The sequence below is a fragment of the Gemmobacter aquarius genome (assembly GCF_003060865.1).
GTDB lineage: Bacteria > Pseudomonadota > Alphaproteobacteria > Rhodobacterales > Rhodobacteraceae > Paragemmobacter > Paragemmobacter aquarius.
Genome location: NZ_CP028918.1, coordinates 1,402,075 through 1,426,674 on the forward strand (window position 1 = coordinate 1,402,075; position 24,600 = coordinate 1,426,674).

Genomic DNA, 24,600 nt, shown 5'->3' on the forward strand with positions numbered 1-24,600 from the left:
CCCCTTGCGGGTGGCGAGGTTTTTTCTTTTACCGGGTCGCGTGTATTTCGAAAGTATAGGTGGCTAGAGCCTTTCGGGTGAACGCGGGCTTGCCCTCTTTACGCGGGCGCAAAAAACCTTCAAAAGCCTTCCAAGGCCTTCGGTAGCTTACCGGGGGTCGAGTGATTGTGTGGGTTTGTTGATGACGCGGTCAGTCCCCTCGGCTGTCGGGTTATCGTGCGACCGGGCCTGGTGATGTGTTAACCAGTAAGTTGTTTGGCCCGACGCCCGATCCCGGCTTGACCGTCACGCCTGGACGACCTTTACCGGCAGCAGCAACTGGTAGCCGTAATTGCGGACCGACCCGATGCTGCGCCCGTCAAATCCCGCTGCGGCGAGCTTCTTTCGCAGGCGCACCACCTTTAACTCTATGGCGACTTTGGACAATCCCGCGCCTTCGGGCAGGATTTCGTCAAATGCGGCAAGGCTGATGCGGCCGTTGGGGTCGGATGCGCAATAGGCCAGTACCGCCGCTTCGGCCGCCGTGATCGACACGCTGCCCGCCGGTCCGGTCACTTCCAGCTTGCGCGGCGACAGGGTCAGCACCGGCGGGGCGGTCGCGTTTCCTTCGGTCAGGCCGTCGCCTTCGGTCAGGCGTTGTGCTTGCAAGCGGCGGCCAAGCGCATTCAGCGCCCCGAGGATCTCGTCGACCGAACTTGGCTTGGTCAGGTAGATGTCGGCCCCGCTGTCGTAACCGCTGCGGCGCTGGTCCATGTCGTTGCGGGCCGTCAGCATGACGATACCGGCATCTCCCGCAGACCCGCGCAAGCGCCGTGCAAAACTGAGCCCGTCTTCGCCCGGAAGGTTGAGGTCGAGCAGGAAGATGTGCGGCCTGTCATCCGAGCGTTCGAAATCCTCGACGCTGGCATAGCCTGTCGCATCGAAACCGGCCGAGCGGAGGGCATTGACCAGAAGGCCGTTCAGGTCGGTGTTGTCTTCGACGATGGCGATGCGGAGGGGGACGGCGGTCATGGCAGGTTCCTTGACGGGACAGGGCGACGGTACAGGGTGACTGGGCAGGGTGGTCGGCAGGCGCATCGCGCAAGGTCATGGGGGCAGCGTCAGGGTGATGCAAAGCGAACCGGCCGCAGTCGTGACGTCAAGACCGGCCTGCATCGCGTCCGACAGCCGTAACGCGATTGCCGCTTCCGGCCCTTGCCAGCCGCGCGGCGCTGCATCTTGCTGCAACGGAACGTGCAGGTCGATGCGACACGCCCCCGTCTGTGCCACGCCCGTCTGTGCCATCCCCGTCTGTGGCGTTTGCGTAAGTTCTAGCGTGATGACCCGGCCTGTGCCAAGCGCCTGAACGGCGGCGAGCAGCACATTGCCGAGCAATGCCTCGAGGAGTGCGGGATCGGCGTAAACCTCGGCATCGGGGCTGTCGCCTTGCAGGTGCAGGCGGTCGGCGATGCCGAGGTCGTCGATCACGTGGTCCAGCGTTTCGAGCAGCGCGTTCGGGCGGGGATGCAACGGCCAGCGGTCCTGATCGAGCCAGACGAGGTGCTGCGCGCGCGTCAGCGCATGGTCGAGATCGCGCACCGCGTCGGCAAGCCTGGTCCGGTCGCCCGCCTCGGGCATGGCCGACAGGCCGACTTGCAGGACGGACAGGTGATTGCGGACCTCGTGCACCAGCATGTGCATGAAGCCGTCTTGTGTCCGGCTGTTCTTGTCGTGTGCGGATTGCGCCGATTGCGCGGCGGCAAGCGACAGGACGGCGTCGCGGGCGCGGCTTTGTTGCTGCAACGTGTCGATCACCAGCAGCGTCAGCGCAAGGAACAAGGAGGCCAGACCGTAGACCTCGACGAAGTGGCTGCTGGCGGACAAGGCGCCATCGATCCCGATGCGCGATGCGATGCGGAACGCCGCGATCGGCAGATGCACCGCATAGACGGCCCACAGGACATTCCGCAGCGGGCGGCTTTCGATCTGTGCGGTGCCAAGCAATACGAGCAACAGCCCAAGGAAGACCGCAGCGGTCACGTTCATGCCGCTTCCGGCCAGCCCCGTATCGCCCGCCGCCAGCGGCAAAGCCAGCATCGCCTGCGCGCAGATCACCAGATCGGCCGCCTTTAGTGCCATCCGGTTCGGACGGTGCTGGCGCAGGAAGTACCGCTGGAACAGCATCGACAGGAAAACCATCAGAAACGATGTGCCGGTCTGGACGCGGTCATGGAATGCAGGGTCCGGCCCGTCGAAAAGCAAAAGCCCGTAGCCGAGCGATTCCATGGAATAGATGAAATAGGTGATCAGGAAGGCCGCAAGGGCCAGCGACAGTTCCGACCTGCTGCGCCACAGCCGCAGCAAAGCAAGCAGCACGCCCATCGCCAGCAGTGCGAAATAGACCATATGCAGCGCGATCTGCCGGTTCAGCCGCTGATCGGCAAGGCTGACGGGTTCCGCGCCGAGACGAAAGACACCTGTCTTGCTAACGACGCGCAGGTAAATATCCTGCCCCGCAAGGGCGCGCGGAACGACGAAGCTGACCGGCACGCGCCGCGACTGGTGCAGGCCAAAGGGCAGCGTGTCGCCCGATTGCTGCATCTGCCAAGACCCGCGCGGCCCGCCCGGCAGATACAGCCACGCCTGATCGACCGAGCCTTGGCCAAGGTCGAGCAGCAGGTCCTGATGGGATTTTCCCAGCCGCAGGCGGTACCAATACGCCGCCCCGTCAGAGACGCCGCCAAGGGTAGACTGCGACGGGGTAAAGGGCTTGTCCCTGATCTCTGACACGGTCAGCCGGGCTGAAGGGTCTGTGTAATGTTCGACGCTTTCGATCAGTTCGGCGGGCGCGTCGGTGCGGTAAAGCGCCGCGACATAGGCCAGCAGCAGCAAAAGCCCGGCCCCGACAGCGACGATCCGCGCCGCTTTTCTAAGATGATCGCGGCCCGTCATGCGTTGGGTATCCACAAGCTGGCCGTTACCGTGGCGGCTGGATCGGGCCGGTCGGCTGGGTCGACAGGTCCGGTCAGGGCGATCTCGCCAGAAAGTGCGTGAACCGCGCCGCGGGCGATGAACAGGCCCAGTCCGGTGCCGCTTTTGCTGCGCGCCGACTCTCCACGGTAGAATTTCTCGAACACCCGGTCGGGCGCGAATGGCGTGCCGGTGGGGGCTGTGTTTTTTACCGTCACCAAAGCGCCGACCCGGTCATGCCGGACTGACGGGACGACGCCGACCGTCACCGGCGTCTGTGGCGCGCGATAGGCCAGCGCGTTCGACAGGATGTTGCGGGCCGCAAGGTCGAACAGCACCCGGTCCGACCAGAGCATCATCGGCATCAACTCGAACGTCCATGTGTCGGGCGGGGCCAGCGTGGCCGCCATCTCTTGCATTGCAAGGCCGGGGTCAAAGGCTTCGCGGGTCACGTTCCAATGCCCCGCCTCTGCCCGAAAGGCAAAGAGGCACCTTTCGATCACCGCTCCGAGCGCATCGACCGACCGTTCGACCCGCGCTGCGTCGGCGCCCACCTCGCCCCCGGCCAGGGCATGCCGCGTCCGGTCTGCCACGGTGCGGGCCAGACGGTCGATGGTCTTCACCAGTTCGAGCTGTGTGTCGCGGTAGCCGCGTGCCACGGCAAGTTCGGCCGAAATGCGGGCGAGCGACACTTCGCGTTCCAGCATCCGGTCATTCGCGGCGCGGTTCTTCAGCCACAGGATCGCAAGGACCAGTGTGGCGTTGACCAAGGCAAGCGCCTCGACGCTATAGGCGTAAAGGATCGCGCTATCGACCCAACCCAGCCGCGTGCCGATGTTGGCGACCAGAGCGGCAAGATAGGGCACATAGACATAATATAGCCGATGCCGGGGAATGGCCGCGTTGCCGCGCAGCGTCAGCAGCATGGCAACAAGCATCGGAACCATCGCCAGATACACGGCATAGGCCACGCGCAACCCGGTCAAACCCGGCGCGAACACGCTCAGGAACGGAACACTTGCCGATACAAGCAGCAGCACGAAATGGGCGTGCATCAGCAGGCGCGGCGGGTCATAATCGCGCAGGAAAAGGTAGTGGAACGAGACGATGCTGAACAGCGCCACGCCGCAAAACGCAGTGTAGATCGTATCGAGCCAGAACCCGCGTTGCAGGCCGATCACCAGTGGTCCGTAGCCTGAAATCCAGTAGATATAGGCTGCAAAGATCGTGCTCATCGCGACAAAGCTGAAAGCCGCCAGCGAATGGAGCGGTTCCAGCCGTGTGAAGGCCAGAAAGATGGCGATGAATTGCAGCGCCAAAAGGCCTGCGTAGAACGCCGCCGTCCTGACGGTTTCGCGCATGTCTATGCTTGCGGGAACCGAGGTGATGGCGATCGCGGCCGCCGAAGCGGTGGTGATGCGCGCGTAATAGGTCACCGGTCCCGGCAAGGGGTCGATGTCGAAACCATACCAGCCGATGGTCTGCGACGCAGCACCCGTCGGCGTGCCAAGCTCGCCATTGCGCGATACGTGCCAGCCCCCGTCGGGCATGGGGGTGTAAAGTTCGATCAGGTCGGTCGAAAGCGGACGGAACCGCAGGTTCTGCGGCGGCGGATCGCCCCTTGGAAAGGTGATGCGGACCCAATAGGCCGCCTTGGTGAAGCCACCGCCAAAGGACGAGGCCACGGGGCGGAACAGGTACTGCTGCACATCGTCGATGGTCCGCGTACGGTCAGGGTCGACCAGCACGCCATAGGTCGGCCCGTCGGCCTGCGCCCGCGCCGGGGTGCCATGCCACAAAAGCGCGACCGCGCACAGGATCACCGCAGACGCGCAGCCCAGCCAGCCAAAGCGCCTGTCGCGACTCCTGTTTTGCATTTCGCCTCGTGACCGGAACCCGATGCCGCAGACTAACCCGTGCGGCCGGCTTTGACACCCGCGTAGTTAACCCAAGTCGCTTCGGCCCGCCCGCGCTATCGGGACGGGCCGGACCTGTCTTAACGGATGCCTGCCGCTTCCAGCTTGGGCAAGACGGTGTCGCGGAAATAGGGGAATTCCTCGACGTAATCGACAAAGGACAGCGTGGTGCCGGCAAAGCCCGTGGCATGCAGTTTCAGGATGCCTGTCGCCACCTGATCGGGCGTGCCGACAAGGGGAAAGCCGCCGTGGCCCATGGCAAACAGATGCTTGATCTGCGCCAGAAGGTCATGCGGAAAGCTGTGGGCATGGGCAAATTGCAGGTTCACCAGATTGTCCACCGCTTCGGTATCGGCATTGTCGACGGCGGTGAATTTCAGGAACTCTTGCGCCTCGGCTTCGGTCGGGCGGCAGATGACATGGGCGAATGTCAGCACATTCACCTCGCGCCCCTTGGCACGGGCCTGCGCTTTCAGCTCTGCGATCTCGTCTTTCGAGCGATTCAGGTCGATGGCAGGGGTGAACAGGAAATTGGCGTTGTCGGTGGCGAATTCGCGCCCCTGCGGGCTGCCTGCGGCGTTGATGATCGGGACCGTGCCGCGCATCGGCTTGGGGTCGCCCTTTATCTTGTGGGCCTTGAAATACTTGCCCTGCCAGTCGAAATGCTGGTCGGAGGTCCAGAGCTTCTGGACAAGGTCGAACCATTCCTGCGCATAGGCGTAGCGGCTTTCGTGGTCATCGGGCAGGGTCAGGCCAAGTGCTTCGTATTCCGGCTTGTTCCAGCCTGCGACGATGTTCAGCCCCGCCCGCCCGTGGCCGATCTGGTCGATGGTGGCGATCTGCTTGGCCACCACCGCCGGATGGTTCGCCGCCGTGTGGATCGTGGCGAAGATGGCGATGTTCTTTGTCGCGGCCAGCAGGCCCGCCGCCCATGTCATGGTTTCCAGCACGCCGCCGTGAAAATCGGTCTCGCCGCCGTAGCCGATCCAGCGGGCGATGGGCAGCATGAAGTCGATCCCCGCCTCGTCCAGCATCTTGGCGAGTTTGAGGTTGTTGTCCCATGAATTGTTCCAGCGCCCTGCGATCTTGGTCGGGGTCATACCGGACGAGCAGTTGGACGAGAACGTGCCAAGGCGAAAGCGGTCGCCCGACAGCATCGGGTGGTTTGGCATTGCGGATATCCCTGTTGGTGGAAGTTTGGTTATATTTTATGTTTGAAAGTCTATCGTAAAATCCATTTGCGTCAACGGTCCGCTGCGGTGACAGTCGCGTGGCACAAGGAGCGACGGGCATGGCGGCGAAAAGCGTTGAAACTCAATCCGATGCGGCCGTGCCGGGGATCGACTGGCACTGGCATCTCGCGGCAAGTGCGGTCGAGGTGGACACGACCGAACTGGAATTCGCGCTGATGCGGACGTTCGAGGGATTCGGTCGCTGGCAGTCGGAATGTCTGGCTTCGGTCTGTGACCTCGCGGCGACGGGGCCGGAGAATGCGCTTTTGCACATCATCCGCATGAACGAGCGGCCCAAGACGATAAAGGATCTGGCGCGGCTGACGAACCGCGACGATGTGCCCAACATCCAGTATTCGCTGCGAAAGCTGATCGGCGCGGGGCTTGTGCTGCGGCGCGGGGCAGGGCGGTCGGGTGTGACCTACGAGGTGACGGAAACCGGGCGGCAGGTGACGGAAGATTACGGCGCGCTCCGGCGGCGGCTGTTGATACAGGCGGTCGGCAACGTGCCCGGCTTTGCCGACCGTCTGGCCGAGGCGACGCGCACGCTGAACCTGCTGTCGGGCATATACGAGGAAATCGCCCGCGTCGCGGCCACGCATCGCCGCAGCTAGCCGCGCCTTCCCCTTTCGGTGCGCGCCAAGGATGCGGCCAATCCTTCGGATATTCCCTGTGCCGGAATATTACCCAAGGGAAAAATATTTGACACATAATATGTCCCCGCTCTAGCCTTATGTCCGCAAGGCAAAGCGTTTGCCGGTGGGGTGTGTCGGACATGACGAACAGAACGGAGACAGCAGTGAAGAAGCGGGTGGCGATCATCGGGGCCGGACCATCGGGTCTGGCACAGTTGCGGGCTTTCCAGTCGGCGGCGGCCAAGGGGGCCGAAATTCCCGAAATCGTGTGTTTCGAAAAGCAGGCGAACTGGGGCGGTTTGTGGAATTACACGTGGCGCACGGGACTTGATGAACACGGCGAACCCGTGCACGGGTCGATGTATCGCTACCTGTGGTCGAACGGGCCGAAAGAGGGGCTGGAATTCGCGGATTATTCCTTCGAGGAGCATTTCGGCAAGCAGATCGCCAGCTACCCGCCCCGCGCGGTGCTGTTCGACTATATCCAGGGCCGCGTCGAAAAGGCCGGTGTGCGCGACTGGATCCGGTTCTGCACTCCGGTCCGTTTCGTCAAATACGACGAGGCTTCGGGAAAGTTTACAGTCACCGCGCATGATCTGAAAAAAGACAGCATGTATGACGAGGTGTTTGACAACGTCATCGTCTGTTCGGGCCATTTCTCGACGCCGAACGTGCCGGAATACCCCGGTTTCGCGCAATTCGGTGGCCGCGTGCTGCACGCGCATGATTTCCGCGACGCGATGGAGTTCAACGGCAAGGACATCTTGATCCTCGGATCGTCCTATTCGGCGGAAGACATCGGGTCGCAGTGCTGGAAATACGGCGCGAAATCGATCACCGTCGCCTATCGCAACGCGCCGATGGGCTTTAACTGGCCCGACAACTGGAAAGAGGTTCCGGCGCTTGTGCGGGTGGACGAGACCACCGCCTATTTCAGCGATGGCACCAGCAAAAAGGTCGATGCGATCATCCTGTGCACCGGCTACAAGCACCACTTCCCCTATCTGCCCGACGATCTGCGCCTGAAAACCGCGAACCGTCTGGCCGCCGCCGACCTGTATAAAGGCGTGGCGTGGGTGCATAACCCCAAGCTGTTTTACGTCGGCATGCAGGACCAGTGGTTCACCTTTAACATGTTCGACGCGCAGGCCTGGTGGGTGCGCGATGCGATCATGGGGCGGATCGAGATCCCCAAGGACAAGGCCGTGCTGCTGGCCGATGTCGCCCGCCGCGTGGCCGAGGAAGACGCAGGCGCAGACGCGCATGACGCGATCCATTACCAGGGCGACTACGTCAAGGAGTTGATCGCCGAGACGGATTACCCGTCCTTTGATGTCGACGGCGCCTGCGAGGCTTTCTTCGAGTGGAAGGAACACAAGAAGAAGGGCATCATGACCTTCCGCGACAACGCCTACCGGTCGGTCATCACCGGCACCATGGCGCCGGTGCACCACACCCCGTGGAAGGATGCGCTGGAAGACAGCATGGAAGCCTACCTGAAAAACTGAACCGTCAGCCTGTGCAGGACAGACCATTTTGCGGGCCGCACCTTCGGGGCGGCCCGCTTTCTTTTGCGATTCGTCGCTAGCGCGATCTAAATTCCAGTCGAATCGACCCGTTGAACAGCAGGGCGACGTGCGGTCCTGCCCGCTTTCTTGGCAAGTTCGGCGCGATTTCAAGGGCCTTGGTGAAAAATTTTGCCCCTTGGTGAAAAAACGCTTTGCCGTTGGAAACTCCTCGCACAATCTGGCGCGGGGAAGCGTTCCGGGAAACCGTGGACCCGCCAATACAAAACCGTCCCGTCCGACCGGAGGGGGCAAGCACCGCAGACCTGAAGACCGGATGCAACCGGCCAGACAACTGCGGGCCAACAGGGAACAAGGGAGTTCAATATATGTCATCCGAACCGAACGCCGGTGGGTTGCACCGCGCGCTTGACTGGAAGGGCGCCTTCTGGGTCGCCGCAGGTGTGCCGCCGCTCGTGCTGTTCTCGCTCGGCGGGATCGCGGGCGTGGCGGGTCAGGCCGCCTTTGCCGTCTGGATCATCTCGATGTGCATGGGTTTTGTGCAGTCCTTTACCTATGCCGAAATGGCGGGGATGTTCGGCAATAAATCGGGCGGAACGTCAGTCTATGGCGCGACCGCATGGCTGCGCTATTCCAAGCTGATCGCGCCCTTGTCGGTGTGGTGCAACTGGTTTGCATGGTCGCCCGTGCTGTCCTTGGGCTGTGCCATCGCGGCGGGCTATATCCTGAACGCCTTGTTCCCGATTCCGGCGGCGGAAAGCCAGCTCGTGCTCGACTGGGTTGCGGCCAATCTGGCGAATTATACCGCCGAGACGGCTTCGGTCGTCGATTACATCGCGGCCAATGCCGGCACCGCTCCGGCTGACGCCATCACGGCCGTTGCCACGGCTGACGCCGTGACCGCACTCACCCCCGCCTTCCGCGTGTGGGAGGCTTTTGCGATCAACGTCCCCGGTCTGGGAACGCTGCACATCAACTCGACCTTCGTGATCGGCGTGATCATGATGTCGATCATCTTCGCGATCCAGCACAAGGGCATCGCCTCGACCGCTTCGGCGCAAAAGGTGCTGGCGATCGTGGTGCTGGTGCCGCTTCTGCTCGTCGGGATCGTGCCGATCTTCACCGGCCAGATCGACTATATGAACGTCACCGACATCGTGCCGCCGACCGCCGCCTATTCGGGCGTGAACGGCGCGTGGGACATCGGCGGCTGGACGCTGTTTCTGGGCGGTCTTTATATCGCCGCGTGGTCGACCTATGGGTTCGAGACCGCCGTCTGCTACACGCGGGAACTCAAAGATCCCAAGACCGACACGTTCAAGGCGATCTTCTACTCGGGCCTTTTGTGCGTGGTGTTCTTCTTCCTTATCCCCTTCTCGTTCCAGGGGGTTCTGGGCCACGAGGGCATGCTGGCCACCGGCATCGTCGACGGCACCGGCATCGCCGAGGCGCTGGGGGGCATGCTCGGGTCGAACAAGATCGTCATCCAGATCTTCGTCGTCCTGATGATCGCCGCCCTGTTCCTTGCGATCATGACCGCGATGGCCGGATCGTCGCGCACGCTCTACCAAGGGTCGCGCGATGGCTGGTTGCCGAAATACCTGTCCAAGGTGAACGACAACGGCGCACCGACCGGCGCGATGTGGACCGACTTCGGCTTCAACGTCATCCTTCTGGCGCTGGCCTCGGACGTGGGCGGGTATTTCTACGTTCTGGCGATCTCGAACGTGGGCTACATCCTGTTCAACTTCCTCAACCTTAACGCAGGCTGGATCCACCGTATCGACAGCCCGCATATGGAACGCCCTTGGAAGGCGCCGACCGCGCTGATCTGGTTCAACGGCGGTCTGTCCTTCGTCAACGCGCTGTTCCTTGGCGCAGGGGCCAAGGTCTGGGGCTATTCCAACGCGCTCTGGTCGGGGCTGATCTTCGCGGCACTGATCATTCCGGTGTTCATCTGGCGGCACTATGTCGTCGACAAGGGCCATTTCCCGAAAGAGGCGATGGAGGATCTGGGCCTGACCGATCACGGCGACCTCGGCCCGCGCCGCGCCGGGATCTGGCCCTATGTCGCGCTGGTCGCCGGGGCCTGCGTGGTGCTCTGGGCCAACTGGTTCTTCGTGCTTCCGGGCTGAACCTTTTGCAAACGGACCGGAAAGGGCGGCCTCTGGCCGCCCTTTTCCATGGCCGAAGACGGGGGGCTTTCCGCCCCCGCAGGGCCGCGTGCCGCGTCCCTTCCCCCCGAGGATATTTGGACCAGCATGAAAGCCAGCCTGTCTTTTTTCGCTTTCATGCTGGCCCGAATATCCCCGGGTGAGGTCCGGAGAGGGCAGGCAGCCCTCTCCGGCGGGAGGGGCAGGGCGCAGGCGGGAATCACATTTTCCCCGCGGGCGGCGGCTTTGCCGAAATCGCGGGTAGCGATAGCGCAACCAGCGACGGGAACCTGTCATGCAGCGGCAAAAATTTTCCCTCTAAGGAAAAAGTTTTGCACAAGAATGTTGATTTCTGTCCGGCTTCGGGAAACACTCCGGTCCAAAGAGAACCTGAACAGGGGGGATGGACATGACGAATTCTTGGCGTTTTTCGACGCTTGGCGACCGGCACCGCGCTTTGGGGTCGAACCTCGAGGACTGGTCCGGCATGGGCACGGCCTGGAGCTATGACGGTGATCCGGACGCCGAATATATGGCGATCCGCACCAAGGCGGGGTTGATGGATGTGTCGGGCCTGAAAAAGGTGCATATCACCGGACCCGCAGCCAGCCATGTGATCGAACGCGCCACCACGCGGAACATCGAAAAGCTGATGCCGGGCCGGTCGGTCTATGCGACCATGCTGAACGATGCGGGCAAGTTCGTCGACGATTGCGTGATCTACCGCACGGGGCCGAACGCTTTCATGGTCGTGCACGGATCAGGCGGCGCGCATGAACAACTGACCATGGCCGCGACGGGCCGCGATGTCTCGATCCGCTTCGACGACAACCTGCACGACCTGTCGCTGCAGGGGCCGCTTGCGGTGGATTACCTTGAAAAGCACGTGCCGGGCATCCGCCAATTGCCCTATTTCGCGCAAATGCAGACCAGCCTGTTCGGCAAGCCCGCGATGATTTCGCGCACCGGCTATACCGGCGAGCGGGGGTATGAGCTATTCGTGCGGGGCCAAGATGCGCCGATGATCTGGGACCGCATTCTGGAAGAGGGCAAGTCGATGGGGATCATCCCTTGCCGCTTTACCACGCTCGACATGCTGCGGACGGAAAGCTACCTGCTGTTCTTCCCCTTCGACAATTCGGAAATGTACCCGTTCGAGAATGAAGGCCCCGGCGATACGCTGTGGGAGTTGGGGCTCGATTTCACTGTGTCGCCCGGCAAGACGGGGTTCCGTGGCGCGGAAGAGCATTACCGGCTCAAGGGCCGCGAACGCTTCAAGATCTGGGGGCTGAAGCTGGAAGGCACCAACGTGCCGGGCAACGGCGCGCCGGTGTTCCAGAACGGGCAAAAGGTCGGTGTGGTGACGCAAGCGATGTATTCGCCGCTGAACAAGCACAACATCGCCATCGCCCGCCTGCCGGTCGATTGCGCGAATAACGGGACCAAGCTGGTGGTCAACTGCGCCACCCATGGCGAGATCCCTGCCACCACCCATTCGATGCCCTTCTATGACGTCGAGAAAAAGCGCCGTACCGCCAAGGACTGAGCGTAGGGTGCGCGGTCTCCGCGCACCTTTCCCCGCTTACCAAAGATGCGCCGTAAAGGCGCATCCTACGGATTGACCAGATGACCAAAACCTTCTTCGAACCCTCGATCCGCAGCCGCCCCGTCTATGGCGAATTGACCCCGCGCGCGGGCAAGGCGCATCTTTTCGTCGCCGATGGCGAAGGGGCGGGGGCGGTGTGCGATCTGTTCGCCAAGGCGGGCGCCGGGGCGGCCGACCTGATGGCGCGGTCGCATATCATCTATATGCCGGGGCCGTTCGGTGCGGATATGACGCCTGCGTTGCAGGCGCTTGGCGCCGCGCAGTTCCGCCGTTGCCCCAGTTGGGGTGCGGCGCAGTCGCGGGTGCGAAAGGTGCTGGCCGATGCCCATATGGGCCTGCAAATCTATCTGGCGGGCACCGAAACCCTGATCGGGCTGGCGCAGCGCGAGGCGATGGAGGCGGGCCTGCCCTTTGAGGCGGTGCAGACCGAACATCGCGGCTCGCTTTCGCGCCGCGTGCAATGCGTGCATTGCAAGGGCGTGACCGAGAACGTCACCACCGACCCCTTCGTGTGCAGCCATTGCGGGTTGAACCTGTTCGTGCGCGACCATTACTCGCGCCGTCTGGCGGCGTTTCAGGGGGTTTGTATCGATGCGGAAGAGCCGGGCAACGTGCCTCCGGCGGTGGAGCGGTTCAAATGACGGTCGGCACCCCGAAACTCGACGTGACCGTGGCCGAGGTGGTCGAGGTGAACCCGCTGATCAAGCGCTTCCGCTTCGTGCGCGCAGACGGGGGCGTGATGCCGCCGTTTTCGGGTGGCGCGCATGTCGTCGTTGAAATGGACGATCACGGCACGCGGCGGATGAACCCCTATTCGCTGATGTCGGACCCTTCGGACCGGTCCGGTTACAGCATTTCGGTGCGGCGTGACGATGTGGGGCGGGGCGGGTCGCTGTTCTTGCACAACCACGTGCGGGCCGGCATGCGGATGCAGATCAGCCATCCGGTGAACCTGTTTCCTGTCGATGCGCGGGCGAAAAAGCACCTGTTTCTGGCAGGTGGCATCGGGATCACGCCCTTCATCGGCATGATGGCCCAGTTGCAGCGTCAAGGGCAGCGGTTCGAGTTGCACTACGCCGTGCGAAGCCCCGCGCTGGGGGCCTATTGCGATCATCTGACCGCCACCTATGGCGAGCGGGTGCATGTCTATTACGACGAGGCGGGGCAGGTGGTCGAACTGGACAATCTGCTTTCCGGTCAACCGCTTGGCACGCATCTTTACATCTGCGGCCCCAAGGGGATGATCGCATGGGCCCATGCGCGGGCCGAAGCGGCGGGTTGGCCGAAAAACACCGTCCATTCCGAAGAATTCCTTGCCCCTCCCGTAGGCAATCCGTTCGAGGTGCAGTTCGCCCGTTCCGGCAAGACCGTCACCGTCGGGGCGGCGCAATCCATCCTCGAGGCGATGGAGATGGCGGGGGTGGATGCGCCCTACCTTTGCCGTGGCGGGGCCTGCGGGCAATGCGAGACGGTGGTGCTGGCCTGCGACGGGCATATCCACCATCACGACCACTGGCTGTCGGACGAAGACAAAGCCAGCAACACCAAAATCATGCCATGCGTGTCCCGCTTCGAGGGCCGCGCCCTCGTGCTCGACCGCTAACCGGAGGCCGTCATGGGCTTGGACTTCAACGACGAAACCTTCCGCAACGATTTTACCTTCAAGAACTCGCCCCGTGCGATCCGGCGGTTTCCGTTCCCCTTTGACCGGGACGATTACATGTATTCGGTCAATATGGAGCCGCATGTGCCGGGGCGTCCGGGGTCGGTGTTCGAACATATGTTCGATGTCGATGAACATTACGTGGCCGAGATGCGCGACCGCGCACAGGTGCTGGCCGACGATCCGCTGCGTTGCCAGTCTTTGCCGCATATGACGCTGGCGGGCTGGGACTTGCTGGAACTGATCATGGAGAGCAAGGCGCGGGACTATCCGCAGTGGTTCGAGTTGCACAAGAACGGCAACCATTGGCACTGGATCAACCGCCCCTTGCAGATCGAACAGAAGTTCACCTTTCTGGACGAGACCACGCTGCCTTGCGGGCCGATGGAGTACATTACCCGCCAGGCGCAGGGCGATTTCACGCTGCAAGACCAGCGCGACGACAACCTGTGGATCGAGGCGGGAATGGTCACGACCCAAGCCGACTGGTCGCTCGATTTCGATATCGGGATGAGCTTTCACGAATGGCATGCGCCGGTGCCGAAAGCGCATCAGATGGGCGTGTTCGACCGTGCGCTGAAGTTCCTGCTGAAACTGCAACACGGTGCCCCTGTGCGGCGCTTCAACTGGACGATGACGGTCGATCCGTTGCTGGATACCAGCCCCGAGAATTACCATATCTGGGGGCCGACCAAGACCACGCTGACGCGCGAGAATATCGGGCATCGCCAGCATTTGCGGGTTGAATTGCAGACGCTGCACCGGCTGCCGCGGTCGAACGCCATCGCCTTTCCGATCCGTTGTTATCTGATCAAGTTCGAAGAGCTGGTGACGGTGCCGAAATGGGCGCGCCGCCTGCACCGCGTGGTGCGCGACATCGACCCCGAACTTGCGACCTACAAGGGTTTCATCCGGAACCGTGAGCTGATGGTAGAATACCTGTCGCAATTCGACGATGGCGCGCCCACGTCTGCGGGCTGGTGGCCCGACGCATGACCGCCGCTTAGGGGAAAACAGATGCTCGACTATCCAAAGGTGAACCCAGGCCCGCCGCGGCCGAGCCGGATTTTGACCCCTGCGGGGCTTTTGCCGCAGACGGGGGCGGAGCGCTACGAGGTGCAGGGGGCGGGGGCGATCCTGCTGCCGCTGTCGGCGGGCGACCGTTTCACGCTGGTCAATGCCGAAGGCGGGCAGGTGGCCGAGTTGGTGGCCGCCGACAAGCAGGGGCGGATCGACGCGGGGATCATCGCGGCTGCATCCAATTCCGATGCGCGGGGGCTGAAGGCGCTTTTGGCGTCGGGCACCGGCAGCGGGCTTGGCGGTTTGCGGCTGGGGATCGAACGGCGGGGGATCGACCTTGCCAAGGCCGGCGCGGTGACGCTGTTCGGGGCCGAAACCCCTGCCGGAACCGAGGAAAGTTTCACCGTCACCCGCGACGGCGTGCTGATCGTCGCAGCACCCGGCCAGATGGACCCTGACGGGCAGGATACGGCGACGCCGCTCGTGCTGAAAATCACTCGCGCCACGCTGAAACTGGCAGGCCAGTTCGACCTGCCCGACCCCTTGGCCGACCCCGTGCTTGACCTGCGCGTCAAATCGGCCACCGCCGAGGCCTATTTCGTCAAGGCGGGCGATTACATCCAGGTGATCGACGTCGATGGCCGCCAATGCACCGATTTCCAGTGCTTTGCGGCGCGAAAGCTGGACAAGGGGATCGAGCATGCGCTTGACGTGACGACCTCGCGTACGCTGATGGGCCATGCCTATTCCATGCCCGGCCTGCATTCGAAGTATTACGATCAGGACATGCTGCCGCTGGTCGAGGTGGTGCAGGATACCGTGGGCCGCCACGACGCTTTCGCCATGGCCTGTGCGGCGAAATATTACGACGACATCGGCTATCCCGGCCACGCCAACTGTTCGGACAATTTCAACGGCGCCCTCACCCCGCATGGGGTTGCCGCGCGCCCCGGCTGGATGGCGGTGAACCTGTTCTTCAACACCGGCATCGACGCGCATGGCGTGATGTATTCCGACGAGCCATGGTCCCGCCCCGGCGATTATGTGCTGTTCCGCGCGCTGACCGATCTGGTCTGCGTCAACTCGGCCTGCCCGGACGACACCTCGCCCTCGAACGGCTGGTATCTGTCCGACATCCACGTCCGCACCTATTCGGGCGCGGAAACTTTCAGCCGCGCGATTGCCCACCGCGCCACGCCCAATTCGGAGCCGAAGATGAGCAAGGACACGGCATTTGCCGCACGCACGGGCGCGTTGACCCGCAACGTGGTGGAATACAAGGGCTACTGGCTGCCGCAGGAGTATTCGTCGCATGGCGCGATCGAGGAATACTGGGCATGCCGCGAAAAGGCCGTGGTGCTGGACCTGTCACCGCTCAGGAAATTCGAGGTGACGGGGCCGGATGCCGAAGCTTTGATGCAATACACGCTGACCCGCGATGTTAAAAAACTGTCGGTAGGGCAGGTGGTCTATTCGGCCATGTGCTACGAACACGGCGGGATGATCGACGACGGCACGCTGTTCCGTCTGGGGCGCGACAATTTCCGCTGGATCGGCGGCGATGATTACGGCGGCATCTGGCTGCGCGAACAGGCCGAAAAGCTGGAGTTGAAGGTCATGGTGCGGTCTTCGACCGACCAGTTGCACAACCTTGCCGTCCAAGGCCCGAACAGCCGCGAGATCCTGCGGCGGATGATCTGGACCGCGCCGCATCAGCCGACGGTCGAGGAGTTGGGCTGGTTCCGCTTCACCGTGGCGCGTATTGGCGGACCGGAGGGCGCTCCGGTCGTGGTGTCACGCACCGGCTATACCGGCGAGTTGGGCTACGAGGTGTTCTGCCACCCCAAGGATGGCACGGCGGTTTACGATGCGGTCTGGGAACATGGCCGCGATCTGGGGCTGAAACCGATGGGGCTTGCCGCGCTGGATATGGTGCGGATCGAGGCGGGGCTGATCTTTGCGGGCTATGATTTTTCCGACCAGACCGACCCGTTCGAGGCTGGCATAGGCTTTACCGTGCCGCTGAAGTCGAAGACCGACGATTTCATCGGCCGCGACGCGCTGATCCGCCGCAAGGAAAACCCGCGCTGGAAATTCGTGGGGCTGGATATCGACGCGGCCGTGAACGTGGGCCACGGCGATTGCATCCACATCGGTCGCGCGCAGGTGGGCGAAGTGACATCGTCGATGCGCTCGCCCATCTTGGGGAAGAACATCGCGCTGGCGCGGGTCGATGTGGCCCATGCCGAGGCGGGAACGGCGGTCGAGGTTGGCAAGCTCGACGGCCACCAGAAGCGGCTTCCGGCCGTGGTCGTGCCCCTGTCGCATTACGACCCGAAGAAGACGCGACCGCAGTCGTAGGGGGCTAGCGTTCGACCTCGCCGCCTGCGGCGCACCAGTCGGCGAAACCGCCGATGTTGTGGGCGGCGTAGCCAAGTGACGCAAGCAGATCCGCCGCCCGTCCGGCGCGGGCCCCCGCGGCGCAATAGACCGCGACGGGCTTTGCCGGATCGAGCAGCGGGTCATGGTCCGGTGCCTGCCGGTTGGCCCGCAGCGGAATCATGGCCAGCGGAATATGCACCGCCCCCTTGGCAAGGCCGCTGGCCTGCACTTCGGCCAATTCGCGCACGTCGAGCAGGGTGATCTGTCCGGCATCCGCGAGCTCGCGGGCTTCGGCAGGGGTCAGCGGGGGCATCATGGCGCGTCCTTTGCGATGTTCGTGGCGGCTGTCGCCATATATATTCTTTCTATTGAATATGTAAACCCCGACCGGCGACATCGGCCCGCCAAAGCCCTGCGAGCTGCCGAAGCACTGCATCAGGCATCGGCGGCACTTCCGGCGCGGCGTGCTGCGCGCTGCCGCCAAAAAGCAGTGCCGCACCTATCGCCGTGCCGGTTTGCGACGGAGAGGTGACGACGGCGCGCCCCGTGGCCGTCGCCAGCATGGCGGTATACCAGCGGTTCCGGGCGAAAGGCCCCTCGACCAGCACCGGCCCCTTTGCACCGGTCATCGACAGGCATTCGGCGGTCATCAGCGCGAGGTAATGGCCGATCGCCACCTCGCACACGTTGGCATTTTGCGGCTCGGCGGGTCGCCATTCGGCCAGCGCCTTGGGAAATGGCCCGCTGCCCTGCTGCACCGAAGGCAAAAGCCGCACCCCTGCGCCAAGCACCGCCGCAAGATCGGCATCGGTCGCGGCGGAAGGCTGGCGCAACGTCTCATACTCGCGCCCTCCCATGAAACGGGCCGAGGGCACGGGCTGGCCAAAGGCGTTCACGTTGACCAAGGTATCGCGGGCCGGATCAAGCGGGACAGCATCGCCCCCGACCGCCATGGAAATCACCCATGTGCCGGTCGAGACCACCGAAAACGGCGCGGGCCGGTCGATCAGGTGCGGCAAAAGCGAGGCGTTGCTGTCATGTATTCCCGTGGCCACCCGCGTCGTCAGGGGCAGGCCGGTCGCCTGCGCCACCCCGCGCGTGATGGTGCCGAGGATTTCGCCCGAGGCCCGCGTGGGGGCGAGTTTGCCCGACAGCCCCAAACGGTCGACCAAGGGCGAAAAGCATCCCGCAAACGGGTTCCATAGGTCGGTATGGCAGCCGATGCTGGTGACATCACTCGCCACCTCGCCGGTCAGCCGAAAACCCCAGTATTGCGGATAGGTCACGATATGCGCGGTGCGGTCGTGCAAGGCAGGGTCGGTTGCGAATTGCCAGTGAAGCTGCGCGCCAAGGTTCAGCCCCATCGGCAGGCGGGGCGATCCGGTCACGTCAAAATCGGGCCGCAAGGCGTTGTATTCCTGCGCGAATGTGTCTGGTCCGCTATGTTCGTAATCGAGCACCGGGGCGGCCAGCGACCCGTCTGTTGCCAGCAGCGCCGCCGCCGCGCCATGGGTGGTGACCGAAATCGCGTCGATGCCGTGGCTTGCGTGAAAATCGCGCAAACCTGCCAGCAGGAACTGCCAATGCCCCTCGGTGTCGAAATGCGGATAGGGCGGGCCGGCCAGCACGCTGTTGGGGCGCGTGACCACCGCGATCTCGCGCCGCGCTTCCAGATCGACCAGCGCCAGCTTGGCATTGGTCTTGCCGATGTCGATGACGGCGATGCGGGTCATGGCATGTGAAAGACGGTTTGCAGCGGCATGGCCAGCGGCTCGTTCTTTGTGTTGGTCAACATGATATCGGCCATATGCGCCCACCAGCGCTGCATCACCGGTGATTTGGGCAGATCGTCCATCGAATGGTCGTCGGTCCGCCAGAGCACGCCGAAAAGGATCAGCGTATCAGGGTCGAGGTGGATCGAATAATCGCTGATCCCCGCCTCGCGCAGCAAGGCCACCAGTTCGGGCCAGATCTCGTCATGGCGCTTGCGGTATTCGGCCTCGCACCCCGGATAGAGGCGCATGGTAAAGGCGTATTTCTGCATCATGTCCCCCTGCGGCGCAGCAGGCGCGGAATGGCGATGACTGCGATAAGCAGCAGGCCAAGGAAGATCGACATCACGATCCCCGGCACGTTGAGCAGGCCGAAGCCGAATGTGACAAGCCCCATGATGATCGCGGCGAGCACCACGCCCGCGATCGTGCCCGACCCGCCAAGGATGCTGACCCCGCCAAGCACGACCATGGTGACCACCTCAAGCTCCATCCCCGTGGCGATGGAGGGGCGGGTGGAGCCAAGCCGCGAGGTCAGGCAGACGGCGGCGATGCCCGATGTCAGGCCGGTGAGCAGGAACAGGATGAAGCGCACGCGGTCCACGCGGATGCCCGAAAACAGCGCGGCGGTGGGGTTGTTGCCGATGGCATAGACCGACCGGCCAAAATTGGTGCGGTGCAGCAGGATGTAGAAGGCCAGCGCCAGCACGGCGAACAGCACCAGTTCGAAGCTGAACACCCACCAGACATAGCCTTGGCCGAACCACGCAAAATGCTCGGGGTAGCCGGTAAAGGCCTGATCGCCCAGCACGATATAGCTGATGCCGCGAAACAGGCTCATGGTGCCGATGGTGACGACGATGGATGGCAGCCCAAGCCGTGCGACAAACACCCCGTTCAGCGCCCCGCACAGCACCCCCGTAGCAATGCCCACCGCCACCAGCGCGGGCGTGCCGAAACCGGCGGTCATCGCCACGCCCATCGCGGTCGACGCAAGTGCTATGATGGATGCGACCGACAGGTCGATCTCGCCCGCGATCACCAGCATGGCCATGGCGAATGCGATCATCGCCTTTTCGGTAAAGTTGAAGGTCGCGTCCGACAGGTTCCACGCATTCAGGAAATAGGGTGACGCAAAGGCGTTGGCGATGAACACCGCCACGGCGACGACGATCAACAGCGCCTCCCACGACCGCAGCGCGCGGGACAGGGGCGAGGTCAGCCGGTCTGGGATAAGGCGGGGGTGAGGGTGTCACTCATGCGCGGGCCTCGGCGGATCTGAGGATGATGCGGCCACGGGCGCGGCCCTGGCGGGCGTTGAAGGCGACGGCGATGATGATCGCGCTGCCCGAGATGGCAAGTTGCCAGAAGGGCGAGATGCCGACCACGGGCAGGGCGTTCTTGATGACGCCAAGGAACAGCGCGCCCAGCACGCAGCCAAGGATCGTGCCAGCGCCCCCCGCGATGGCGACCCCGCCGATCACGCAGGCGGCGACCACGTCAAGCTCGAACCCGCCCGCGATGTCGACGTAAGCCACGGCGTAGCGGGCGACCCAAAGGTATCCGGTCAGCCCCGCCAGCGCCCCCGACAGCACAAAGGCCACGGCCTGCGTGCGGCCCACATCGATGCCGGTATAGACGGCCGCATGGGGGTTGCCGCCCACGGCATAGAAACTGCGCCCCAAGGCGGTGCGGTTCACCAGCACGGCGCCCCCCGCGATGACGGCGATGGCGATCCATGACATCACATGCAGCCCGAGGATTTCGGTGCGCGGCAGGTCTTTGAAACCGGCGGTCATCTGGTGGGCGTTGATCCATTTTCCTTCGGAAATCAGAAAGATGATGCCGCGATAGATGGTCATGGTGCCAAGCGTGACCACGATGGGGGGAATGTCGACCTTCCACACAAGCAGGCCGTTGACTGCGCCCAAGGCAGCACCAAGCACGATTGCCGCCAGCAGGATCAGCGGCAAGGGCAGGCCCGCCCCGTTCAGCATGGCCGCGACCATGCCGCACAGCGCCAGCGTGGCCGCCACCGACAGGTCGATGCATTTCGTCAGGATCACGATCATCTGCCCGATGGCCAGAATGATCAGCGGCGAGGTGTCGTTGAACACGCCTGCCAGATTGCGCGGCGCGACAAAGGCCGGAAAGCGCGTGGCGATGACCGCGACCAGCAACAGGATGGCAAGGGCGAGCAATATCTCGCGCGATTTGAGAAAACGTGTCATGCGGCCTCGGCTATGCCCGCAGCGGCGCGGACCAATCTTTCGGGGGTCATCTCGGGGCCTTTCAACTCGGCGGCGATGCGGCCTTCGCGCATGACGATCACGCGGTCCGACATGCCGAGGATTTCGGGGATTTCGCTGGAAACCATGATCACGGCCAACCCTTCGGCGGCAAGCTCGGCCATGAATTCATGCACCGCCGCCTTCGATCCGATGTCGATGCCCTTGGTCGGTTCATCCAGAATGATCACCCGCGGCTTGGTCGCCAGCCATTTCGCGATCACCACCTTTTGCTGGTTCCCGCCCGACAGCAGCCCCACATCCTGATCGAGGCTGGCGGCCCGCAGATCGAGCCTGCGCGTATAGTCACGCGCCAGCTTGAATTCCTGCGCCAGCCGCAGAAAACCGCTGCGTGACGTGCGCGACAGCGAGGGCAGGGTGATGTTCTGATAGATCGGCAAGCCTTTGACCGCGCCCTGCTTGCCCCTGTCTTCTGGGACATAGACGATCCCTTGGGCAATCGCCTCGGCGGTCGAGCGGATCACGGCGATGCCGTCACCGATGCGGCAGGCCCCTTTGGAGGGTTTGGTGATGCCGAACAGCGCCTGCATCACCTCGGACCTGCCAGCCCCGACAAGGCCGTAAAAGCCAAGGATTTCGCCGCGATGCAGGGTAAAGCCGATGTCTTCGAATTCTGTCGGGTGGCTGTAGCCCGATACGGTCAGCACGGGTGCGCCGATGTTATGGGCGCGGTGCGGGAAGATCTGGTCGACCGACCGGCCCACCATCATCTGCACCAACTGCCCTTCGGTCACATCCTCCATGCGCCCCGCGCCGATGAAAGCCCCGTCGCGGAACACGGTGTAGCGGTCGGCGATGCGGAAGATTTCATCGAACTTGTGGCTGATGAACAAGATCGCCTTGCCCTCGGCCTTCAGCCGTTCGACCAGTTCGTAAAGCTCGTGGATTTCCTTGTGGCTCAGCGCGGCGGTCGGTTCGTCCATGATGACCACGCGGGCATCGATGGACAGCGCACGCGCAATGGCGACAAGGTGTTTCGAGGCGATGCCCAACTCGCGCAGGGTCAGGCGCGGGTCGAGGTCGGCGCCGATGCGTGCCAGCAGGGCGCGGGCCTCGGCCTCCATCTTGGCCCAGTCGATCAGGCCAAAGCGGTTGAGTGGCGCGTGGCCGATGAAGATGTTCTCGGCCACGGTCAATTCGTCGAACAGCACGGTTTCCTGATGGATCGCGGTCACGCCCAGACGCGCTGCGGCATCGGCGGTGGGAAAGCTGACGGGCGCGCCGTCGATCTCGATCCGCCCGCCGTCGGGCTGGTAGATGCCGGTCAGCACCTTGACGATGGTCGATTTGCCCGCGCCATTCTCGCCGATCAGCGCCGTTACTTGCCCCGCGTAAAGGTCAAGCTGCACCTCCGACAGTGCACGCACGCCCGGAAAGCTTTTCGATATGCCGGAAAGGCGCAGCACGAGCTGCGGTGGGGTGGGGGCGGTCATGGGGAATTCCTGCGAAGAAAAGGGCTCCGGGCCGCGCGGGAGCGCAGCGGCCCGGAGGGGTGCCGATCAGAAGATCGACTTGAACTCTTCGATGTTCGACTTGTCGTAGGTGAAGGGGTCCGACATGGCCGCTTCGTTGTTGTCGTCAAGCGTTGCCGCACCCATCCGGCCCATCGGGATCGATGCGCCCGGTTCAGCCTTGGCACCGTTCGAGATGTTGTAGGCCAGCATGGTCGCCGCATAGCCCAGATCGATCGGGTTCCAGATCGCGAAGGAGACCGTGGCACCGGATTCGACGGCACCGGCCATTTCCGACGGCAGGCCAAGGCCCGTCACGTTGATCGAACCGATCTTGCCGGCATCGGTCACGGCTTGGCTTGCGGCAAGGATGCCCACGGTCGTCGGCGCGATGATCGCTTTCAGGTTCGGGTAGGTCTGGATCAGGCCTTGGGCTTCACGGTAGGATTTGTCGGCAAGGTCATCGCCATAGACGGTGGCGACAAGGTTCACGCCCGGATAGTTCGGCAGCACCTTGGTGGCCTCTTCGATCCAGATGTTCTGGTTGGTCGAGGTTGACGTCGCCGACAGGATCGCCACGTCACCGCCATCGGGCATGTGATCGGCGGCGAGCTTGATGATCGTATTGCCGATCAGCGCGGAAGATGACGGGTTCAGGTGCATCTGGCGGCCGTCCTTGGCCACGCCCGAATCCCACGAAATCACGGTGATGCCACGCTCCATCGCCTTTTTCAGCGCAGGCGCCACGGCGTCGGGGTCGTTGGCCGAAATGGCGATGGCGTCCACGCCTTGGGCGATGAGGCTGTTGATCACCTCGATCTGGCCTTCGGCGGTGGTGTCGGTCGGGCCGGTGTAGATGATCTCTACATCGCCGAGTTCCTTGGCCGCTTCTTCCGCGCCCTTGTTGGCAGCCTCGAAGAAGCCGATGCCAAGCGCCTTGACCACCAGCGCGATGCGCTTGGTTTCGGCGTGGGCTCCGTTGGCGATCAGTGCGGTGGCGAGTGCCGCCGTCGTCAGTGCCTTGCGAAGTATGCTCATGTGTTCCTCCCTGAGCGTTTCAGTCTTTTTTGCGGTCGCGCCCTTATGCCTCCTGCGCGGCCATATTCCTGTCCGAGGCGCCAACCTGCGCCACGATCAGCCGTACATCCGCCGCTTCGAGCATGCTCGCGTCACGGTCGGAAATTCCTTCGTCGGTGATGACGGTGTGGATGCGTGCCAGCGGGCACAAAAGCATGCTCGACCGCTTGGCGAATTTCGTGCTGTCGGCCAGCACGACCAGCTCGTCCGCCTGACCGATCAGCTTTTGCTCGGCCTGTATCAGCAGGGGGTCGCCCTCCATCAGGCCCAGGGGGCCAAGGCCGCGACATCCCATGAACATGCGCCGCGCCCAGAAATGCGACGAGCCGTCATTGTCGAAGGGCGACAGGATGATGTTCTGTTCGCGGTAGATCGCGCCTGCGGGCAGCAGGACGGTGTTCTTGGAATGCTTGAGCAGATGTTCCGCAATGGGAAAGCTGTTGGTGAACACCTGCAAGCGCTTGGCCGTCAGCGGGTGCACCATCTGGAATGTGGTCGTTCCGCCGTTGATGATGATGGGCGAGCCATCGTCGCACAGGTCGACCGCCGCGCGGGCGATGGCGCGCTTTTCCGCGCTGCGGATGCCTTCGTCCATGCTGAAGGGGCGGGCGTTGATGCCGACGAAATTCGGCGGCGCTATGGATTCGGCCCCGCCCCGCACGCGGCGCAGTTTCTTCTGGACATGCATCGTCGCGATATCGCGCCGCACCGTGGCTTCGGACGCGCCAGTCAGCGTGACCAGATCGGCCACGGTCGCCACGGGGCGTTCCTGCACGGCGGACAGGATGATTCTGTGCCTTTCGCTTTCGTGCATTGTGTCCTCCTTGGCTGTCACGCTGCCGTCTATTCCAATCACTGTCAATCATTTTCAGTCACAGCAATCATTTTGCAGCTGCAGCATGATTGAAT

20 protein-coding genes are annotated in these 24,600 nt (G+C 63.2%); 8 read left to right on the top strand and 12 right to left on the bottom strand.

All coding sequences use genetic code 11. The features are described from left to right. Nucleotides 1-285: 285 nt before the first annotated feature. The 4 genes from HYN69_RS06750 to HYN69_RS06765 all read right to left on the bottom strand — a co-directional run bounded on the left by HYN69_RS06750 (nucleotide 286) and on the right by HYN69_RS06765 (nucleotide 6,037). Entirely contained in the window at nucleotides 286-1,011 is a 726-nt protein-coding gene (locus tag HYN69_RS06750) for a response regulator transcription factor (RefSeq protein WP_159082385.1), read from the bottom strand. A gap of 75 nt (nucleotides 1,012-1,086) precedes the next feature. Further along, complete coding sequence (locus HYN69_RS06755) at nucleotides 1,087-2,931, bottom strand: 7TM-DISM domain-containing protein (RefSeq protein WP_108435066.1); 1,845 nt, start codon at nucleotides 2,929-2,931, stop codon at nucleotides 1,087-1,089. Further along, a complete protein-coding gene (locus HYN69_RS06760; RefSeq protein WP_108435067.1) occupies nucleotides 2,928-4,826 on the bottom strand; it encodes a 7TM-DISM domain-containing protein in 1,899 nt (632 codons plus the stop codon). The genes HYN69_RS06755 and HYN69_RS06760 overlap by 4 nt, the downstream gene beginning before the upstream one ends. Before the next feature lie 119 nt (nucleotides 4,827-4,945). Then, nucleotides 4,946-6,037, bottom strand: coding sequence for an LLM class flavin-dependent oxidoreductase (locus tag HYN69_RS06765; RefSeq protein WP_108435068.1), 1,092 nt, complete (start codon nucleotides 6,035-6,037; stop codon nucleotides 4,946-4,948). Between the two features lie 119 nt (nucleotides 6,038-6,156). Here HYN69_RS06765 and HYN69_RS06770 point away from each other — a divergent pair, with 119 nt between their 5' ends. The 8 genes from HYN69_RS06770 to HYN69_RS06805 all read left to right on the top strand — a co-directional run bounded on the left by HYN69_RS06770 (nucleotide 6,157) and on the right by HYN69_RS06805 (nucleotide 17,061). Continuing rightward, on the top strand, nucleotides 6,157-6,711 hold the full coding sequence (locus HYN69_RS06770) for a winged helix DNA-binding protein (protein WP_108435069.1): 555 nt from the start codon (nucleotides 6,157-6,159) through the stop codon (nucleotides 6,709-6,711). Nucleotides 6,712-6,872: 161 nt separating this feature from the next. Continuing rightward, entirely contained in the window at nucleotides 6,873-8,240 is a 1,368-nt protein-coding gene (locus HYN69_RS06775; protein ID WP_108435070.1) for an NAD(P)-binding domain-containing protein, read from the top strand. A 386-nt stretch (nucleotides 8,241-8,626) separates the two neighbouring features. Beyond that, entirely contained in the window at nucleotides 8,627-10,393 is a 1,767-nt protein-coding gene (locus HYN69_RS06780; RefSeq protein WP_108435071.1) for an APC family permease, read from the top strand. Between the two features lie 427 nt (nucleotides 10,394-10,820). Beyond that, nucleotides 10,821-11,957: an aminomethyltransferase family protein gene (locus HYN69_RS06785; RefSeq protein ID WP_108437074.1), complete on the top strand. Its 1,137-nt coding sequence runs from the start codon at nucleotides 10,821-10,823 to the stop codon at nucleotides 11,955-11,957. A gap of 80 nt (nucleotides 11,958-12,037) precedes the next feature. Next, the gene (locus HYN69_RS06790; RefSeq protein ID WP_108435072.1) at nucleotides 12,038-12,658 is read left to right on the top strand and encodes a dimethylamine monooxygenase subunit DmmA family protein; all 621 of its coding nucleotides are present in this window, start codon (nucleotides 12,038-12,040) and stop codon (nucleotides 12,656-12,658) included. Continuing rightward, nucleotides 12,655-13,620 carry a PDR/VanB family oxidoreductase gene (locus HYN69_RS06795; RefSeq protein WP_108435073.1) on the top strand — a complete coding sequence of 322 codons (966 nt, stop codon included), beginning with the start codon at nucleotides 12,655-12,657 and terminating at the stop codon, nucleotides 13,618-13,620. The genes HYN69_RS06790 and HYN69_RS06795 overlap by 4 nt, the downstream gene beginning before the upstream one ends. A gap of 12 nt (nucleotides 13,621-13,632) precedes the next feature. Continuing rightward, on the top strand, nucleotides 13,633-14,676 hold the full coding sequence (locus tag HYN69_RS06800; RefSeq protein ID WP_108435074.1) for a heme-dependent oxidative N-demethylase family protein: 1,044 nt from the start codon (nucleotides 13,633-13,635) through the stop codon (nucleotides 14,674-14,676). Between the two features lie 21 nt (nucleotides 14,677-14,697). Then, nucleotides 14,698-17,061 carry a DUF1989 domain-containing protein gene (locus HYN69_RS06805; RefSeq protein ID WP_108435075.1) on the top strand — a complete coding sequence of 788 codons (2,364 nt, stop codon included), beginning with the start codon at nucleotides 14,698-14,700 and terminating at the stop codon, nucleotides 17,059-17,061. Between the two features lie 4 nt (nucleotides 17,062-17,065). On the opposite strand, the gene HYN69_RS06810 is transcribed toward HYN69_RS06805, so the two are convergent. The 8 genes from HYN69_RS06810 to HYN69_RS06845 form a co-directional block, all read right to left on the bottom strand. Further along, entirely contained in the window at nucleotides 17,066-17,398 is a 333-nt protein-coding gene (locus HYN69_RS06810; protein WP_108435076.1) for a rhodanese-like domain-containing protein, read from the bottom strand. A gap of 49 nt (nucleotides 17,399-17,447) precedes the next feature. Further along, nucleotides 17,448-18,815, bottom strand: a complete 1,368-nt coding sequence (locus HYN69_RS06815; RefSeq protein ID WP_108435077.1) for an FGGY-family carbohydrate kinase — start codon at nucleotides 18,813-18,815, stop codon at nucleotides 17,448-17,450. Next, a complete protein-coding gene (gene rhaM / locus HYN69_RS06820) occupies nucleotides 18,812-19,126 on the bottom strand; it encodes an L-rhamnose mutarotase (protein ID WP_108435078.1) in 315 nt (104 codons plus the stop codon). Before rhaM ends, HYN69_RS06815 begins: the two co-directional genes overlap by 4 nt. After that, the gene (locus tag HYN69_RS06825; protein ID WP_407925256.1) at nucleotides 19,126-20,034 is read right to left on the bottom strand and encodes an ABC transporter permease; all 909 of its coding nucleotides are present in this window, start codon (nucleotides 20,032-20,034) and stop codon (nucleotides 19,126-19,128) included. Before HYN69_RS06825 ends, rhaM begins: the two co-directional genes overlap by 1 nt. Before the next feature lie 76 nt (nucleotides 20,035-20,110). Next, complete coding sequence (locus HYN69_RS06830) at nucleotides 20,111-21,085, bottom strand: ABC transporter permease (RefSeq protein ID WP_108435080.1); 975 nt, start codon at nucleotides 21,083-21,085, stop codon at nucleotides 20,111-20,113. Continuing rightward, nucleotides 21,082-22,596 (bottom strand): sugar ABC transporter ATP-binding protein, encoded by a 1,515-nt coding sequence (locus HYN69_RS06835; protein ID WP_108435081.1) that lies wholly within the window; start codon nucleotides 22,594-22,596, stop codon nucleotides 21,082-21,084. The genes HYN69_RS06830 and HYN69_RS06835 overlap by 4 nt, the downstream gene beginning before the upstream one ends. A 66-nt stretch (nucleotides 22,597-22,662) precedes the next feature. Beyond that, a complete protein-coding gene (rhaS, locus tag HYN69_RS06840) occupies nucleotides 22,663-23,652 on the bottom strand; it encodes a rhamnose ABC transporter substrate-binding protein (protein ID WP_108435082.1) in 990 nt (329 codons plus the stop codon). Nucleotides 23,653-23,695: 43 nt separating this feature from the next. Beyond that, nucleotides 23,696-24,505, bottom strand: a complete 810-nt coding sequence (locus HYN69_RS06845) for a DeoR/GlpR family DNA-binding transcription regulator (protein WP_108435083.1) — start codon at nucleotides 24,503-24,505, stop codon at nucleotides 23,696-23,698. Nucleotides 24,506-24,600 lie beyond the last annotated feature (95 nt).